This window comes from Aquirufa lenticrescens (assembly GCF_019916085.1).
Lineage (GTDB): Bacteria > Bacteroidota > Bacteroidia > Cytophagales > Spirosomataceae > Aquirufa > Aquirufa lenticrescens.
The window spans coordinates 2,168,108-2,185,988 of record NZ_CP049834.1; the positions used below are offsets into that span (position 1 = coordinate 2,168,108).

General features: G+C 43.7%; 14 protein-coding genes. 5 read left to right on the forward strand and 9 right to left on the reverse strand.

Going from position 1 to position 17,881, the window contains the following annotated elements; all coding sequences use genetic code 11:
* Positions 1 to 52: 52 nt before the first annotated feature.
* Positions 53 to 559, reverse strand: coding sequence for a T9SS type A sorting domain-containing protein (locus G9X62_RS09705; protein ID WP_223130514.1), 507 nt, complete (start codon positions 557 to 559; stop codon positions 53 to 55).
* A 101-nt stretch (positions 560 to 660) separates the two neighbouring features.
* Positions 661 to 1,695: a helix-turn-helix domain-containing protein gene (locus tag G9X62_RS09710; protein WP_223130515.1), complete on the reverse strand. Its 1,035-nt coding sequence runs from the start codon at positions 1,693 to 1,695 to the stop codon at positions 661 to 663.
* 211 nt (positions 1,696 to 1,906) lie between these two features.
* Between G9X62_RS09710 and G9X62_RS09715 the strand changes: the two genes are divergently transcribed.
* Positions 1,907 to 2,260, forward strand: a complete 354-nt coding sequence (locus G9X62_RS09715) for a hypothetical protein (RefSeq protein WP_223130516.1) — start codon at positions 1,907 to 1,909, stop codon at positions 2,258 to 2,260.
* Here the strand turns inward: G9X62_RS09715 and G9X62_RS09720 are convergent.
* Positions 2,249 to 3,205, reverse strand: a complete 957-nt coding sequence (locus G9X62_RS09720) for a zinc-dependent alcohol dehydrogenase family protein (protein WP_223130517.1) — start codon at positions 3,203 to 3,205, stop codon at positions 2,249 to 2,251. The two genes, G9X62_RS09715 and G9X62_RS09720, sit on opposite strands and share 12 nt — an antisense overlap.
* A gap of 74 nt (positions 3,206 to 3,279) precedes the next feature.
* Here G9X62_RS09720 and G9X62_RS09725 point away from each other — a divergent pair, with 74 nt between their 5' ends.
* The 4 genes from G9X62_RS09725 to G9X62_RS09740 are packed head-to-tail and all read left to right on the forward strand — an operon-like array spanning position 3,280 to position 7,071.
* Positions 3,280 to 4,038, forward strand: coding sequence for an SDR family NAD(P)-dependent oxidoreductase (locus G9X62_RS09725; RefSeq protein ID WP_223130518.1), 759 nt, complete (start codon positions 3,280 to 3,282; stop codon positions 4,036 to 4,038).
* Positions 4,039 to 4,040: 2 nt separating this feature from the next.
* Positions 4,041 to 5,231 (forward strand): acyl-CoA dehydrogenase family protein, encoded by a 1,191-nt coding sequence (locus G9X62_RS09730; protein WP_223130519.1) that lies wholly within the window; start codon positions 4,041 to 4,043, stop codon positions 5,229 to 5,231.
* Positions 5,231 to 6,220, forward strand: a complete 990-nt coding sequence (locus G9X62_RS09735; RefSeq protein ID WP_223130520.1) for a phosphotransferase family protein — start codon at positions 5,231 to 5,233, stop codon at positions 6,218 to 6,220. The genes G9X62_RS09730 and G9X62_RS09735 overlap by 1 nt, the downstream gene beginning before the upstream one ends.
* Complete coding sequence (locus G9X62_RS09740; RefSeq protein ID WP_223130521.1) at positions 6,217 to 7,071, forward strand: 3-hydroxyacyl-CoA dehydrogenase NAD-binding domain-containing protein; 855 nt, start codon at positions 6,217 to 6,219, stop codon at positions 7,069 to 7,071. Before G9X62_RS09735 ends, G9X62_RS09740 begins: the two co-directional genes overlap by 4 nt.
* Here G9X62_RS09740 and G9X62_RS09745 read toward each other — a convergent pair.
* The 6 genes from G9X62_RS09745 to G9X62_RS09770 all read right to left on the reverse strand — a co-directional run bounded on the left by G9X62_RS09745 (position 7,068) and on the right by G9X62_RS09770 (position 17,876).
* Complete coding sequence (locus G9X62_RS09745) at positions 7,068 to 9,125, reverse strand: penicillin acylase family protein (protein ID WP_223130522.1); 2,058 nt, start codon at positions 9,123 to 9,125, stop codon at positions 7,068 to 7,070. The two genes, G9X62_RS09740 and G9X62_RS09745, sit on opposite strands and share 4 nt — an antisense overlap.
* Positions 9,125 to 11,587: a PIG-L family deacetylase gene (locus G9X62_RS09750; RefSeq protein ID WP_223130523.1), complete on the reverse strand. Its 2,463-nt coding sequence runs from the start codon at positions 11,585 to 11,587 to the stop codon at positions 9,125 to 9,127. Before G9X62_RS09750 ends, G9X62_RS09745 begins: the two co-directional genes overlap by 1 nt.
* On the reverse strand, positions 11,587 to 12,951 hold the full coding sequence (locus G9X62_RS09755; RefSeq protein WP_223130524.1) for a Gfo/Idh/MocA family protein: 1,365 nt from the start codon (positions 12,949 to 12,951) through the stop codon (positions 11,587 to 11,589). Before G9X62_RS09755 ends, G9X62_RS09750 begins: the two co-directional genes overlap by 1 nt.
* Entirely contained in the window at positions 12,948 to 14,255 is a 1,308-nt protein-coding gene (locus G9X62_RS09760; protein ID WP_261345512.1) for a glycoside hydrolase family 30 protein, read from the reverse strand. Before G9X62_RS09760 ends, G9X62_RS09755 begins: the two co-directional genes overlap by 4 nt.
* 161 nt (positions 14,256 to 14,416) lie before the next feature.
* A complete protein-coding gene (locus G9X62_RS09765) occupies positions 14,417 to 16,009 on the reverse strand; it encodes a SulP family inorganic anion transporter (protein ID WP_223130526.1) in 1,593 nt (530 codons plus the stop codon).
* A 1-nt stretch (position 16,010) separates the two neighbouring features.
* Positions 16,011 to 17,876: a proton-conducting transporter transmembrane domain-containing protein gene (locus tag G9X62_RS09770; RefSeq protein WP_223130527.1), complete on the reverse strand. Its 1,866-nt coding sequence runs from the start codon at positions 17,874 to 17,876 to the stop codon at positions 16,011 to 16,013.
* Positions 17,877 to 17,881: the final 5 nt, after the last annotated feature.

The window sequence follows — 17,881 nt, forward strand, 5'->3', positions numbered from 1 at the left end:
GAAAAGGCTAGGACAGAAACGAATAATAAAAGGAACGTAAGGAATTTTTTCATTAGTTTATTCTACTGAATTTGAATGATATAGCTTGTTTAAGATCGTCTGAGGACGTATAGATCAATCGAATGAAATAAGTGCCTCCTTGTAAATGGGTGATGTTTATTTCCTTTTCGAGGTAATTAATATAATAAGTGGCTGGGTAGGTATCAAGAATGCGACCTTGCTGGTCTATTAAGTGAAATTCGACAAATCCAGGTTTAGACAAAGCACCCTTAAGTCGAACATATTCGGTTGCCGGATTAGGGGAAAGAACGAACTCCTCTCCTGCTTCGAAAACCCGATTTACGATACCTGTCACTAAGGGTGTAAAGGATTGAATAAATCCAGAACTTAAACTGAGTTGATTCGTTGTATGGAAATAGGCAATGGAAGTCGATTCGCCTATGCTGTAGTCAAGGGATTTACTGGCCGCTCCACCCACATTGATCGTCATAGGACTGATGCTTTGAGCAGAGGCACTAAAACAACCAAGTACTAAATAAAAGAAAAGGAGTCGAAACATGTATCGTAGAACTGAAATTAAATCTACGATTTAGCCAGAGAGAAATTTGTTCCATTTTAAAAACAGGAGTCCCAAGTTCGGAAGATGAAACAAAAAACAGTTTAATTAGGCGTTTTTAGCGTTTCTAGGTACTCAGATGGTGTACATCCGTAAAAGCGGTTGAATGCGCGGTAGAAAGAAGTTTTAGAAGAAAAACCGGAGTCGAAAGCGATAGCTTCGATGGTTAAATTGTCTAAGGTATTCGCATCAATTTGCGACAGGAAATGAGTTAAGCGCATTTCGTTTAAATAATCATTGAAGCGCTTTTGGTAATAATTGTTGATAATATAAGACAGGTCTCGATTCGGGATTTGGGTTTCCACAGCTACTTGACTAATGGCTAAATTAGGTTGTAAATAAGTCTTTTGGGTTTGGAAATACTTCTCCAAAACTTTAATCTCTTTAGAGTAATTTTCAAGAATAAACGGAACTTTTACTGTTTCATTTTCAACCAGACTAGAAGGTGTTTCCTTGTAGCGAATGAAAGGTAAACCGGTCAATACTTGGGGATTAATCAATAAATAGGTGAATACGGCAAAATGAGATATGACTAAAATTATGTTCGGGATAAGCGTTAATTCAGAACTAGTAAACAAATTTTCCTGCGTAAAATACAGGACAAGAACAATGAAAAAAGCCACAAGGAAGCCAGAAGAAGCTAGAGTAAAAGTACTTAACCAACGTGTAACCCGTTTAAGTTGGTCCGATATAGTTTGATTAGGGTTATTTCTATTGAAAGTTAAAATGAGGCGCCATTGAAAAATGATGTATAGAGTGGCTTGAATAGGTCTGAATAGATAGAATACACTTTCAGGTAAAAATCCTAATTGTTTTTCGATGCCAAAATTTTTGTCCTGAATGGTCTTCATCACAATCTCTACTTTGTAATCGAGTGGACTTAGGAAAAAGGGCAAATAATTAATCAGAAAAAACAGGAAGGGTAATAAGTGTAGAAAATCATAAGCTTGCCACTTTTTCTCATTGTATAAGACACTCCTAACGTACAGATAACCTAGTGGTGGTACTAAAAAGGTCAATGGAGCGGCTGTTCTATACAAATAAGGAAATTGCTGTATCGTGCCCGAGAAAACGAACATGAAAAGTGATATTGCCCAGATTTGGCATAAGATGGAAACAGATAACAAATAATCTGAATATGATCGAAGGGCATTTTTTTTGAATAGCAAAATATACACGGTGAGTAATCCACAGAGTATACCAGCATCCATAAAATCCAGTAAATCAATCATGTATCAAATGTAGTAATTTCTTTTTCCTTTTTTCGCGAAAAATGCCCATTTTTGCACCATGATTAGAGTATTTCTACTGGCATTAGCCTCCGTGTTCGTCTTAAATTCTTGTGAAAAATCGTCTACTGAAATCGAAGCAGAAGTGCGCGATTTGTGGTTGCAAAATCTTCAAAAAGAGCACGTTACAGATGTGAATGTCTTGGATGTTTCTTTAGTTCAAAAGAGTGATTCTTTATATACTGGTGTATTGAAAACGAAGGAGCCGGAAGGTACTTTTTTGTATAATGTAGAAGTAACCCTCGCCGGAGATAAATTTTCCTATGAAGTTATCGGTGATGGTATTCCGACCGATGGCCGAAATACCCACGAACCCGATGATCAGCCTGTAGAGGCTGATTCCTTACATCAATAGTATTTTTCCCGTTCTTCCATGCGTCTGATAAGCAATTATTGCTTCCTTGAATTGTTCCAAAGGATAAGTTGCCTGTATATCCAATTTGATTTCTTGGCTCAGCAACAAAGAGAAAACGGCTTTTATCGCTTTTTGAATGCCTGCTGATCCTAATTCTTCCCACCACGAGCTCAACCACCAGCCTTCCACACTTAGTTTTTTGAAGATTAAGACACCTGAATTAAGGGGAATGGGTTCTTGACTTAATAGGCCAAAAACAAGCATCTTTCCGCCAGTTTTAAGGCAATTCAAGGCTTTGGCCCCTTGATCACCTCCTACCGCATCAAATACATAATCCACTCCTTCGGGGAAAATGTCTCTTACCTTTTTAGTTAAACTATCTGTAGCGACATCAATAACCGCCGTAGCGCCTAAATCCAATAAAGTTTGCTTCTGATCTGCTTGCCTTACCGTAGCGATGACGTGAATACCACGCATAGCCGCTAATTGAATCACGACTTTACCCCAGGCAGATGCCCCGGCCGTAATCAATAAAGAACCCCCTTTTTGCAAACAAGATGTCTCTAACATCCCATAAGCCGTCACCGGATTCACGAATGCCTGGCAAGCCACCTCATCTGTCATACCGTCAGGAATGGGAATCAATCCCGCATCCGGCACACAGGTATATTCTTTCCACGTTCCTACAGAGGTAAACATCACACGGGTTCCTTTGGGGAAAGTAGCCGATTCTTCCACCACACCAGAGGCTTCAAACCCCGCACTACTAGGTAGTTGAGGCGTAATGCCATATAAACCTTGCACAAACATCATATCCGAAGGATTGATATTACGAGCAGTGATGCGGATGAGCGCTTCCTTTGCCGCCGGTGTAGGCTTTTCGATTTCTTCTAAATGAAGGACATTTTCGGGTAATCCGGTTTCGTGAAATACGACTTGTTTCATAGTGTGTTTTTTCCAGGGTTGGTTGCGTAAATTACCATATTATTTCTTTAAATTGTTTAAAAATAGACTAGAATATGCAGGCATTTTCATTGAAGAATCAAGTAGCCCTCATTACGGGCGCTAGCAAGGGAATCGGATTCAGTATTGCAGAGTTTTTTGCGGAGGCTGGAGCCAAGGTGGTCATCAGTAGTCGGGACCAACCTACCTTAGATCAGTTAGCCCAGGAATTGCGGGACAAAGGATATGAGGCGACAGGCATTGCGTGTCATGTGGGTAAGATGGATCAATTGGCTTCATTAGTTTCGGAGACGATTGCCAAATACGGTCAAATAGATATTCTTGTGAATAATGCGGCGACTAATCCGACTTTTGGCCCTATTCACGAAACCACGCTGGATGCTTTCGATAAGATTATGAACGTGAACCTGAAGGCTCCATTCGAGTTAATGCGTTTATGTCTGCCTCATTTGCAAAAATCTGCTAATGCGTCGGTGATTAACATTAGCTCTGTGGGCGGTATTTCCCCTGAACCTGGTCTAGGGATCTATAGTGTGAGTAAGGCGGCGCTTATTTCGATGACGAAGGCTTTTGCCAAAGAATGGGGCGACTTCAACATCCGCGTGAACGCCATTTGTCCGGGATTGATCAAGACGAAGTTTTCGGAGGCGCTTTGGTCCAATGATAAAATCCTTCAACATACGCTTCGCCAATTACCCATTAAACGTATAGGAACGCCAGAGGAAATCGGAGCGACCGCCTTATACCTTGCCTCACCAGGAGCGTCTTACACCACCGGAGCAGTGATTACTGCAGATGGCGGCTTAACCATTTAACTATGTTTATTTCAGATAAAGCGTTAGAACTAGTACCTCGTTACCGGGCATTCCTCGAGAAATACATTATTCCTCTAGAACAAGGGGCCATTTATGGTTCGTTTCGGGCTCATTTACCTGCCCTGCAAGCACTTCGCATTAAAGCGAAAGAAGAGGGCTTGTTCGCCCCTCACCTGCCCGTTTCGCATGGAGGACTTGGTTTGTCCTTAGTGGACTTCGCTTCAATCTCTGAGGTGTTAGGGACGAGTCCTTTGGGACATTACGTATTTAACTGTAATGCGCCTGATATAGGTAATATGGAGTTGATGCATCAATTCGCGTCTCCCTATTTACAAGAGACCTTTTTACAGCCATTAGAGCGCGGGGAGATTCGTTCATGTTTCGCAATGACAGAGCCGGAGCATGCGGGAAGTAATCCGGTGCATATGTCTACGACCGCTGTACGTGACGGAGATGAATATGTCATCAATGGACATAAATGGTTTACCTCCTCTGCGGACGGAGCGTCTTTCACGATTGTGATGGCGGTGACCAATCCTTCGGCGGAAAATAAGTATGAAAGGGCGAGTATGATTGTGGTTCCTTTGGATAATCCCGGATACCGGATGATCCGGAATATTCCCATTATGGGAGATGAAGGAGAAGACTACCTTTCACATAGTGAGGTGGAGTTTGTGAATTGCCGGGTGCCAGTGTCTCATTTGATTGGGACAGAAGGGTCTGGATTTACCTTAGCGCAGGTTCGTTTAGGACCAGGGCGGATTCACCATTGTATGCGCTGGATCGGGATTTGTGAGCGGGCTTTGGGGATGATGTGCGACCGCGCTATCGAGCGGGAATTAAATCCAGGACATTCGCTTGCCATGCAGCAGACGATTCAAAACTGGATTGCGGAGAGCGCAGCTGAAATAAAAGCTTCCCGCTTATTAGTGTTGAATACGGCACATATTATCGAGAGTAAGGGTGCTAAGGCAGCCAAGGAGGATATTTCTACGATCAAGTTCTATGTATCAGATGTGTTGATGAAGGTGATCGATCGGGCCATTCAGGTGCATGGAGCATTAGGGATTACGGATGATACTTTATTATCGTTCTGGTACCGTCACGAACGGGGCGCTAGGATTTATGATGGGCCCGATGAGGTGCATAAATCGGTTTTAGCGAAGAGCATTTTAAAATCACGGAAGGGCTAATGGAAGGCTTTGAAAAATTACCCGCTTATTTAGGCGTTCCTTCGGTGGAGGTTACAGCTTTTCCTGGCGGATTCTCGAATCTGACTTATCAGGTATGCGCTGGTGAGGAGACGTATGTGTTGCGCAGACCTCCGCACGGATTGAAGATTGCCAAAGCCCATGATATGATTCGGGAGTTTCGGGTATTACAAGCCTTGGAAAAGGCGGGTTATACGAAGATGCCGCATCCCATTTCAGCCTGCGAAGATGAGTCTATCCTAGGGGCTCCTTTTTTCCTCATGGAGAAGGTGGACGGAATGATCATTAGAAATCGTCCACCGGCGGAGGCTACTGGAGCATTTTTTCGGCAACTCTCGACGTCTGCACTCGATGTCTTAATTAATTTACATTCACTGGAATTAAGTGATTCTGGCTTAGGTGCTTTAGGAAAACCGGAGGGTTATGCGTTCCGTCAGGCGCAAGGTTGGGCGGAACGTTTTCAGAAGGCGAAGACTTCGGAGGTAACTTCCATCGAGGAGGCATTCCAATGGCTTCTTTCTGCGATTCCTTCCAGCTCTGACGTCGCCTTCATTCACAATGATTTCAAATACGATAACTTGGTCATTACGACTACAGGAGAAGTTCAGGCCGTGTTGGATTGGGAGATGGCTACCGTGGGAGATCCGCTGATGGATTTGGGAACGACTTTGGCCTATTGGGCGGAGGCCGAAGATGAGGATATTCTAAAGATGTTTAATCTCTCGTATGTACAGGGAAATTTTAGCCGCCGCGAGGTGATTGACTATTATGCCTCCAAAACGGGGCGGAATGTGAGTGAGATGGTTTTCTACTATGTGTTTGGGCTATGTAAAGTGGCCACTATCGCTCAGCAGATCTACCAGCGTTTTAGTTTAGGGTATTCAAAAGACCCGCGTTTTAGTGTTCTACATCAAGTCGTGGAGGCCGCTGGCCGAAAAGCGATCGCATCTATTCAAACAGGTAACATATGAAAATCAACAACGTGTGCATCTTAGGTGCCGGAACTTTAGGAACGAGAATTGCTTTACAGGCTGCTTTGTCAGGCTTTCAGGTAGCTGTTTATGATATTAATGCGGAGGCTTTTGTGGCTTCGAAGATAGTGATGGCTAAGATCCTAAGGTCGCTTTCGCTGACGGATGAAATTATTGCGAAGGTAAAATTCACGACGGATCCGGCGGAGGCCGTAGCTGAAGCGGATATTATATCGGAATCCGTGACGGAGGAATTGCCATTGAAACGTCAAGTGTGGGCACAATTTTCCGCTTTAGCGCCGGCTAAGACAATTTTTACGACGAATACCTCCTATTTATTGCCGTCTATGTTAGTGGACTCGGTGGATCGCCCTTCCCTATTTTGTGCGTTTCATTTCCACGATGTGTTTTACTCGAAAGTGGTGGATATCATGCCGCATCCTGGTACGTCTGAAGAAGTGGTGAGTCTATTAGAAGATTTTGGCAGAGCGCTGAAACAAGTCCCCGTGATCGTGAGAAAAGAGAATCCGGGCTATGTATTTAATTATATGCTGATGGCCGTGATAGGCGCAGCAGGAAAGCTAAGAACGAAAGAAATTGCGAGCATCGAAGATATCGATAAGTCCTGGATGGTGAATTTCCATATGCCCATGGGACCTTTTGGAATACTGGACTCGATTGGATTAGATACCGCTTGGCATGTCACCCATAACCTGGAGGATGCAGGTTCGCAGGCTTTTGCAGCCCTATTAAAGACCTATATCGACGCAGGAAAGCTAGGAGAAAAAACAGGGGAAGGATTTTATAAATACCCTGCCCCTGCCTATAAAGATCCTGATTTTCTAGTTTAATCAGGTTGATATATCCGTTCTGCATTTTTTAATACTTCGGCTTTGTCCAAAGTCATTACCTTCGTCTTCTGCGCTTGGTATAGTTCGCGTTGATCCGCGAAGTGTTTCGACTCAGGATGTGAACTAGCGCCAAAGGTATTCACCGTCTCAATGAGTGGTAAACCACCCCCTTTGGGAAACTTCACAAATCCTATGTAGGCATCACCGCTATTCATTTTGCGTTGTGATTCGCCCATAGGCTCGGACATGACCGCCGCTAACACATCTGGCATTCCGGCTTGCGGCCAATCTTGTTCTCCTCTTTTCAAGCGTTGAAACTCCCCTAGCGTCACGTCCAAGCGGCCATAGTGTTTCATCAAGAAATCGTGCACGTATTGCGTTAGCTCCACTGCTTCCGATTCTGTTAAGGGATCTTTAGAAGCCGTATGTCTGATTTTAGATGCCCCATAATAGGCAATGTTATAATACAAGGCGCCCACACTCTCAATATTGGTTACGTGGTTCCATTCTTTCAAGCCTTTTATGATGGTCGCTAAGGCCGGGTATTTAGCTGCATCTAGCGTGAAAAGTACCGAAGCATCGTATCCATAGGGATATAAAATCTTCGCTGGTAATTGGCGATCGAACTTGATGCGCTTCAAATCCTCCCAGCCTATTTTGTCGTAGGTATCAATTAAGTCCTTAGCCCGCTGTGAACGGTTATTGTGATAGGTCTCGTAACCGTCGTATTTATCATAGTTCGCCGGATTCAGATTCTCATTTACCGCCGTCGCCATAAAGGGCGAGTGATTCGTATTAAACAAATATCCAGCCGCTGGATTTAGGTGCTGCGGTAATTCATTCAGTGGTTTGAATTTTTCCCAAAGTGTCTCCCGCGTGTTTCCTGGTAGTGTGGAGGCCCAGTTGTATTTGGCATTACGATACGGCATCTTTCCATTCGAGATATAAAAGATATTGTCTTCCTTATCTGCGTACATAATGTTGAACATAGGCAGGTGATTCTGGTTCAAGGCCGCCTTGAATTCCGTGAAGTTCGTAGAGCGGTTCATGGCGTACCATTGCTGAAGAGCCCCCGCATCCATTAGGGACGGAAGACGTAAAGAGAAATAAGCCCCTTTCGGCGATTTTACTGTAGGGCCATAGATGGATTCGTAGGCCATCTTTGAAACGGGGAAAGGAATCCCTTTGATGCTCAGTTTTATTTTTCTCTTTACTAAAGGCAACCATTCGCCATCTACCTCGTATTGATCCGGATGTGCTTTGTCCGTCTTTAATTGATAGACGTCGATTTTATCTTGGAAGTTCACCGTATGCGCCCAAGCGAGATTAGGTGTTACTCCGTGGAAGATCAATGGGCCACCCGGGAATAAACCTCCCAAGATATTCCAACCCTCTTCTGACTGCACGTGTGCCTCGTAGAAAGCAGTAGCGCCCTCGATGGGCTGATGCGCATTAATGACTAACATTGGCTCTCCAGTAGCCGATTTCGAGCCCTTAATGGCAAAGGCATTACTTCCCTCTCCTGTGAAGCCGGGAAGTGAGGGAATGGAGCCATCTAATATCTTAGGTAAAGTTTTGTCAACCCCACAGAAAATCGCCACAGAAAACATCGTCGTCGCGATATAATCTTCGATAGCTATGGGAAACACGTGCTTGTTCACGACTTCCGATGGATGCGCTTTCCCGTAGGCCTCTAGACCCATCAAATACCCTTGCACGAGTTGCAGGAATTTAGGATCCATCGACTTAATCTGCTGATCGACCACCTTGCGGGTATTCAATAAGCCGAAGACAAAATCCACCGGAGCGCCTTTCTTTCCTAAGGCAGTGCCTAATTTGCCCTTACCCGTGAGGATAAGTGTCTGTATCGTCTTAAAGTCATCCTCTGAATGCGCCCAGGCTAAACCGTAAGCTACCTCCGGATCCGTAGGGGCAAAAATGTGAGGTACACCGTAGGTATCACGCGCGATAGTGATTTTATCCTTGCGGATAATTGGTTGTTGGGCATTTGCCCAAAAAGTAATCAGACAAAGAGCTAGTAGTTTTAATTTCATTATTGAGGTTTTGCGAGTAAGTTAGCTAGTAATCGGTAGGCACCTGGAACGCCTGCCGGTAATTCACGGAAGAAGACCAATCCGGTATAAATGAATTGACCTTTTCCGTATTTTGTCACAGCGATGTTTCCCTTGTTTTGGGATTCACCAGGATCTGAAAATCCTAATGGAAACTCAAAATGAGGGTCAGTTGTTTCAGCGGTATAAATACTGCGTTCTTGAATCCAATCCCTAAAGTCGTTTTCGCTGATTTTATTAGGACTATTCAATAGCGGATGAGTAGGCAGCAGGAATTCCGGCTTAGCCTCTTCTTTCGTAATCCGGTTACGCGACACTAATAAGGGATAAGGCGACATGCTCGACTTCATGGGGCCTAAGAAACTGGCGGTATTGTATTGTACCACGTAATTGCCGCCATTTTCGATGTATTTCATGATTTCTGAATAAGCGTTTTCCCAATAGTCATTCGTGTTGTAAGCACGCACGCCTGTTAAAACCACATCGTATTTCTGCAGATTCGCTGCCGTTAAGTCTTTCTCCGCTAAGAAGTCCACCTCGTAGCCCATTTGCTTTAATGCCTCAGGTACTTTATCGCCGGCGCCTTTGATATAGCCTAAGCGATTTCCTTTTTTCGCGAAATCAATGTGCAGTAAGCTTAAGTTCACGGGGGTGAAATAGCGTTGCGTAGGGATGTGTGGGTATTCGATGGTTTGCAAGGTCAAGGAATCTACCCAGTTGTCAGTTCCGGATGAAATGTGCAGTTGGATGTTGCTCGATAGTTTACCTAGCGGTACCGATGCCTCAGTAAAGGAAATAGGCCATTCGCGCTTCTCTCCTGCTTTCATTCCGTCTTTTACTGGGATGTTTGCCAAAACCGATGCTCCCGACTTTACCTCGATTTTACCTGGCTTTAAGGCCGCAAGCGCTGTGATGGAGAGGTTAGTGGTTTTCGTTGCCTTGCTTCCTTTAGGTAATAATACCACGTTCGAACTCAAGCTAAAGACCGTTTTAGGGGTCACGGCAATCGGTTGAAGAATTTCCCCTTTCACTGGATCGATGATCAATTCTTGTACGGGTTTCTCTAGCGAAAATTCTTCTCCTCCAATCATAAAGGTGGCTTTTGCCGTATAGGCAGGATCCACTTTTGCTTGACCAATTTTTTGCTGGTCACTGACATTAAAGTGTCCCGTGGCTTTCGCTTCTTGTATCCAATAAGGTTGTGTGATAGGCGCGGAGGCCGTAATACTGCGATTGAATGGATATTTTTTATAGGGTTCTAAAGTGCCCTTAATGGTCGAATCTATACCTGCGAAGGAAATCTTCACATTTTCTACCCGAATAGGTGCGCGAACAATAAACTCCGTCTTAATCGGAAGTTTTTCTCCTACCGCTACGATGCCTTGTGAAGTTGTAGCTCCGAGGTAAATCCCGGCAGCATTGACTATCCAAGCATTGATTTCGTTGATTTTCTTCTGTGTCCAAGGGCTGCTAGGTAGCGCTTGGATGGATTTTTTTAAGCTGATTAGAGCCGAAATGCTCTCGTAAGGTTTCGCTGGATTGTAGGCTTTTATGATGGGTTCGATAAGTGCGTCGATGGTTGGATTCACCCGATTCCAAGAAGCATCAATGCCATCCCACAAGTATTCTTTAGGAGCATCACCGCCTAAAGTGGCGAAGTATTCGGTACTTCTTCCGCGATCTACCGCAAAGCCAAAACCTTGGGATTTGTGTTGGCTACGACTGAAAGCGGCTAGTTCGCCGGTGCTTTGGCCTAAAAAAGGCAAATAATCGCCTATGTTGACTTTAAATTGAGAATCTGAGATGGTTGAATTACCGGTAGAACCCGGGAAACGGAACGTATTCCACAGTAAGCGTTTCGCCTGCCAAACGTCCACTCCCTTTTTCAATTGTTCCGGGAACATCTTGGGATCTGCCGCTGCCTTATAAGCTTCAATGGCCAGTGCCGCGGAGGCAGAGTGATGTCCGTGTCCAGCCCGCGCATCCGGAGGAAAACGCGTGAAAATGATATCAGGACGTGTTTTGCGAATGACCCAAACTAAGTCTGAGAGAATCAGTTGCTTGTCCCAAAATGCCAAAGCCTCATCCGTCGACTTCGAAAAACCAAAGTCAAAAGCGCGCGAAAAATATTGATTTGCGCCATCGATTCTCCTAGCCGCTAACAACTCTTGTGTTCTAATTAATCCTAAGGGCACACCTTGCTCGTCGCCGATAAGGTTTTGGCCTCCATCTCCCCTAGTACACGCAAAATAATTCGTCTCCCAATGTTGCTGCTGGGCGAACCACGTCAACATGTGCGTGCTTTCATCATCTGGGTGAGCTGCCACGTGTAACACGGAGCCGAGTACGCGTAATTTCTGCAAATCTTCGCCTAATTGGGCTGATGTGCGTTGTTGAGCTAAAACTGGAAAGGCCAATAAGGCGAAAAGGATGAGTTTTTTCATTAGCTTAACATGTTTCGGTTCCACGGTCCACGGTAATTTCTTTCTAGAAGAGCGGTTGCTTCCGGGTCATTTAACACCGTTTTTGTTCCTGGGTCGTAGGAAAGTGGTCGCCCTAATTTCATCGAAAGATTCGCCAGAATGCAAGATGCGGTGGAAATGTGGCCCTCAGAGATGTCTGCAATAGGTTTTGAACTTTTATCTATCGCAGCTAAGAAATCCAGCATGTGTCCACGTGTGGCCGGTGCCGCATTTAGTTCGATGCGATCCTCTTTCAAATCTTCCGGATATTTCTCTTTCTCATATACCACGTCCATATGCAATTTCTCGCCTTTGGGATCCGTAGGTGTGAAATCGTACTTCATTGTGCTCATTCGCAGGGTTCCTTTTTCTCCATAAATGGTTAAACCCCACGGATATTCTGGATCTGGAGGAGTGCCCCAGCTTCTATGTTGCCAAACACAATTCAAACCATTGTATTCAAAAACAGCTGTTTGCGTGTCAGGGATGTTGGATTTGCCCTCTTTTTGGACATAGATCCCTCCCTCTGAACTTACGCGGTTAGGCCAGCCTAAATCTAGCATCCAGCGCGCCGTATCGAACATGTGGATGCACATATCGCCCATAATTCCATTTCCATATTCCTCAAACGTTCTCCACCAGCGGGTGTGCGGTAAACCGTCATAAGGACGCAATGGCGCAGGTCCGGTCCACATTTCGTAGTCAAAATAGTCTGGAACGGCTTGGACTGGCGGATTACCATTATTGCGCATGTGGTAATAGCAATACATTTCTACGTGTGCCACTTTACCTAAAAGACCTTTATCGATGATTTCTTTTTTGGCCTGGATTAAATGAGGCGTGCTTTTACGCTGTGTCCCCACCTGAACCGTTTTACTATATTTTCTAGCTGCAGCCACCATCGCCTCGCCTTCTAGCACATCGACCGAAATAGGTTTTTGGACATAGACATGGGCTCCAGCTTTCACTGCATCAATCATCTGTAAGGCGTGCCAGTGATCCGGGCTTCCTACAATGGCGATGTCTAATTCATTTTCCTTTAATAGTTGGCGGTAATCGCCGTATAATTTCGGCGTTTTGCGTGATTTCTGACGCGCAGCCACGAGCTTACCCGCTTCCGTTAACATATTTCGATCTGGATCGCACAGAGCCACCACTTCTACAGGTACAACCTGCATCAGACGGAATAAATCGCTCTTTCCATACCAGCCGGCGCCAATTAAGGCCACTCGGTAAGGACGTGTTGGATTCACTAAATCTAATCCATAAGCGCCAAAAGTAGACAAAGCCAAGGCGGCCGATGCCCCTTTCATAAAATGTCTGCGGTTAATGTTGAATGTTTTCATAGGATGATCGTTATGACTGATTCAGCCGGTATTTCTAGGTTTAGTTTTTCTACGCTCAGGTTCTTTTTGCGGCCCTCGTTTTGGACTAATAATACTGTTTTTCCATCTGGACGCTTGAAAGCTGCAGCCTGAATTCCTTCCGGCACTTCGATTCCTAAACGTACAGAGCCAGCCGGTACAAATCGCGCTGCTTGCATAACAATATAATAAGATTGATTGCGGATGATATCCTGACCTGATATGGTTAGCGCACCTAAACATTCCGTGCAACCACCAGGTGTATGAGGCCCATAGCTAGGATCATTCGCTAAATTCCATTCAATGGCCGTTTTTGCATGGTTATTCATCGCGCCTAAAATGACATTCTTCACATGCCACATAAAGTCGCCCGTAAAATCACCTTTATACCCCGTCCACTGTTCCGTAAAATAGAGGTCTTTATCCGGATGCGCCGCTTTCACTTTGCTTAGGGCTGAAATATCCCCATTGTACAAGTGAAAGGCTGACCCACTCACATATTGCTTTGCTTCTGCATCGTTTAATAGATCGATGGCGTATTCTGGATGATCGCAATTGTGATCATAGACGATTATTTTAGTTGAAATATTTCGCTTTTTGAAAACGGGTCCTAAAGCCATTTTGATAAAATTCGCCTGCATCTGTGAGCTCATGTACATACTTGGATTATTACCAGGATGAAGGGGCTCGTTTTGGGGTGTTAATGCCCAAATGGGTATTCCCTCTTTTTCCATCGCTTGAATGTAGTTTGCGAGGTAATTCGCATAGGTTGTATAGTGTTTTTCCAAAAGCGATCCACCTTTGCTCTCCCCATTATCCTTCATCCAGGTGGGTGGAGACCAAGGCGTGGCCATCAATTTTATCGCTGGGTTAATCGCTAAAATTTGCTGTAAAACAGGAATTAGATCAGCTTTTGAGGGCTCTAAGCTGAATTTTTTGGGCTTGTCCTCATAGGAAAATACAGTGGCGTCTAGATCTGTAGCCCCTATGCCAATTCTCAAAACGGAGATTCCGTTTTTGCCAAATAGCTCCTGCAGTAAAGCAGCTCTTTTCGTGGGCTCTAATTGCTGAAATAATTGGGCGCTACCGCCGGTTAACGTGAATCCGAATCCATCGATGCTTTGAAAGGTCTGTTCTGGATGAAGGACTATCTTTGCCCCACTGAAATCACTCGAAAGTTGATCGGTCTTTTGAAAAAAGGATTTCTGTTTAGGAAGGCTAAGAAAGGTTTCTGTTTGGGCAAAACAGAAAAGAGGCAAGCTTAGCAGCAGCAATAGTATTTTCATAGGTTTAAATTTCATTAAAGATATCGATTATTTACAAAAAAATAAACCGCCTTTTTTAGGGGCGGTTTAAAGTTAGGAAAAGAGTCAGGGAGTCAAATAGTCAGGGAGTCCGAAGTCGTTAGTCTGAAGGAAAAAAGACCTCCGGACTCAGTCCCTTCGGACTATTTTCCTCCGGAATATTTCTTCCGTTTCATCGCCCCGGCCTTGTGACCTGAGAGCGATTTGTGTGAATCTAACCCTATAAGAGTCACAGATCCACCTCCGCGTTCATAATCGTGCTTAAAGTGTTCGAAATTTTCCATTACAGAGTGATCAACTAGATGCGTTTTGGAAAGATCAATCGTTACGTTGAATCCGGATGGAATGGCTTCTAGTTTACGCTTGATCCCCAAGTAATTTGTGAATACCGCGGCATCTGAAATCTCGACAAGGTAGGCGTCATCCGTGAATGAAACCTCTGTAGGTGCGCTGAAGATGGCTTTTAATGGCTTGCCATTAAATAAATTGACTAAAATTTCGGTTAAAATACCTGCCCCAATTCCTACCAGTAAATCCACTCCTAACGTGAAAATAATAGTCACTAAGAAAATCAATAGTTGCTCCTTTCCTTTCTCCAAAGTGTGGATGAATTCTTTCGGGTGGGTTAACTTGATACCCACTGTAATTAACATGGCTGCTAATGCTGTATTCGGGATTAACTCAATTAAATGAGCGGCTAATAAGACGAATACTAAAATAAAGAATCCGTGGAAGAAGTTTGCCCACCGTGTTTTGGCCCCATTCGCAATATTAGCGGATGAACGAGCTACCTCTGAGATCATTGGTAATCCACCTAAAAACGCGACCAATGTATTCCCGATACCGGTTGCAATCAAATCTTTGTTCGCATCTGATTTACGTTTGTAGGGATCTAACATATCCATGGCTTTTACCGTCAAAAGTGATTCCAATGTACCCACTAGGGCAAACATTATCACAAACTTGATAAACGTTCCAGTTTGAGTGAAGCCTTCAAAAGAGGCATTCAATTTGATATTATCAACCAAATTCCCAATGTGAACAAGGGCATATCCTGGTTCAGTGGTTTGAAAGTCCATGATTAATTCCGCCGGAATCGCAATCGCTAAAACAACTAATGGCGCAGGGATTTTTTTAATTAGCGGGTTCTTAATGTAAGGCCATCCCATCATAATGACTAAGCTGATCGCACCGATTAAAGTAGCCTTGGGGTCCCAATTCGCAATAAATTCAGGTATGGATGCGAATAATTCTAATGGCTCCTTCCCTTTTGTGAGAATCGGATTCACGTCTAAAAATACTGGAATCTGCTTGCCTATGATGATTAATCCAATCGCTGCTAACATACCATGCACGGCAGAAAGTGGGAAGAAATCCATCAATTTACCCATTTTGAATACCCCGAAAAGGATTTGGACTAAACCTGCTACCACCATCGCTCCTAGGGCTAAGTGCCAGCCTTGTTCTCCTCCGCCAAATTCAGCTACTGCTCCCGCCACAATCACAATTAATCCAGCTGCAGGTCCTTTTATGGTTAAACGTGATCCACTAAATAAACTGACAACGATACCCCCAATGATGGCGGTAAGTAAACCCATAATCGGAGGGAAATCCGATGCTTTAGCAATCCCTAAACTTAAGGGAAGCGCTAATAAAAAAACAATAAATCCAGAGGCTGCGTCTGACGCATAGTTCTCTTTTAATCCGGCTAGGCCGTCTTTAGGTATATTCTTCATCTTAAAAATATCTGTTTGAAAAGGTAGCATGGGTTCTATAATTAGGACCCATAAAAATGCGTGCATAAATACGTATCACCGCTAATCCATCCAGGATAAAGCTGAGCGATACGATGCCTGCTAGTAAAAATTGATCTTCGTGAATATGTGAAAAGATTAAATCCTCTCCTATGAACGTGGGTGTTATCGGAAATCCGGTCAGGCCTAAACACGCTAACAAAAAGATTAGCGCAATTTTTGGATGGTTTTCTGATAATCCTTGGAAACGATTTAAGGTCATTTTCCCCTCTTGCTGAAACAAACGTTGCAAACATAAGTATCCCACAAGCCCAGCCACCAAAATGCCGCTTAAATAGAGCACTGATTCGAAGGAATCAAATTTCTCATTCAGTGAAATGGCTAAAGCAATCCAGAAATGGTTCATGATTACCAAAATCCAGCTTAAACGAATACTCCTGCGTTGTGTAAAGGATTTGAATACGAGCACTAAGCCGATTCCTGCAAACACAACTGGTAGCCAATGTAAAGCGGTGGCGTTCATTTGGTTTTCATTTATTAGGTAATAACTAATGCCAAAAGCCGGTACAAAATAGGCCATCAAACGTTTTCCATTTAGGAAATTCAGTTTGTTGCCTGCCCATTTCATTGGATTCCAAAGGTATTGGTACAACATCGAATCTAAATTCCACTCCTTTAGGCAGAGTACATAGAGCGTATTACGCCATTTTAGAGGCAAAAATCGCTCAATAGAATGAGCTCTAGGCTCGAAGTGGTAGAATTGTTCTCTGATCAAATAGGAAACCACGGATGGCGAAACCAATAATTGATAGGTTCGTAGAAACGCATTACCAGCGAAATGGAACAAGGCTAATTTTTCAAACCCAAGTGAAACTTCGATGAAGATTAAACCAATTTGAGCAATGGATGCATAGGCAATCTGGCTTTTCACCGATGATTGAACTCGGGCAATTCCAGTCGCCACTAAAGCCGTCAATAAGCCTAATCCTGCTATTAGAATTCGCACAGAAGTCTGATTTTCCCAAAAAGGAAACGTTCTTAGCATCAAAAAGACTCCGATATGAACCGAAAGCGAACCATAAAAAATAGCTGAAGACGGTGTAGGACCTTCCATTGCGCGCGGTAACCAAGATGAAAAGGGTAATTGAGCTGATTTTGCCGATGCAGATAGTAAAAACATCAAGGAGATAAATACCCCGATGATACTATGTGTTTGCAAATGCTCGTGAACCAATTCAGCATTGTTCAGCTGTGAAAAAGTAATGTTTTGGCCCCATAAATGATGGCTCGCCCACATCGCTAAAATAATTCCCACATCGCCAATACGGTAAATAGAGAATACTTTCACCGCATTCTTCACTGGCAAATAACGTTCTCGGTAGAAAGAAATCAGTAAGAAAGACGAAATTCCTAGAATTTCCCATCCGATGAATAGTGTCTCTAAATTGCCAGAAAGCGTTGTCACACAATAACCCACATAGAAAAAAAGCGTGGTGTTAAAAAAGCGCTTATACCCCGCTTCGCGGTGTAAATAATAGCGAGAATACAAGGTCACCATAAAGGTTAATATGGCTCCCACAAGCAAATAGACCGCTGTTATTTTGTCGAATAGAAAATCAATTTGGAAGACATATTCCTCGTTTTTAAAGAGGATAATATCATTGATTTGTATCGTCTCAGCGCCAGTAAAAAGCCAATAAGCGATGAATCCTGTTGCGAGACTTAATTGAATCGCTAAGGTGCTAAAGGCCGTAACAGAAATGAGTGTCTCGTTCTTTTTTGGTAAAATTAAACTCACCAAAAAGCCGAAAATAGGCACCCAGATAAATAAATGGAGGGTTAAATTCATGGTTG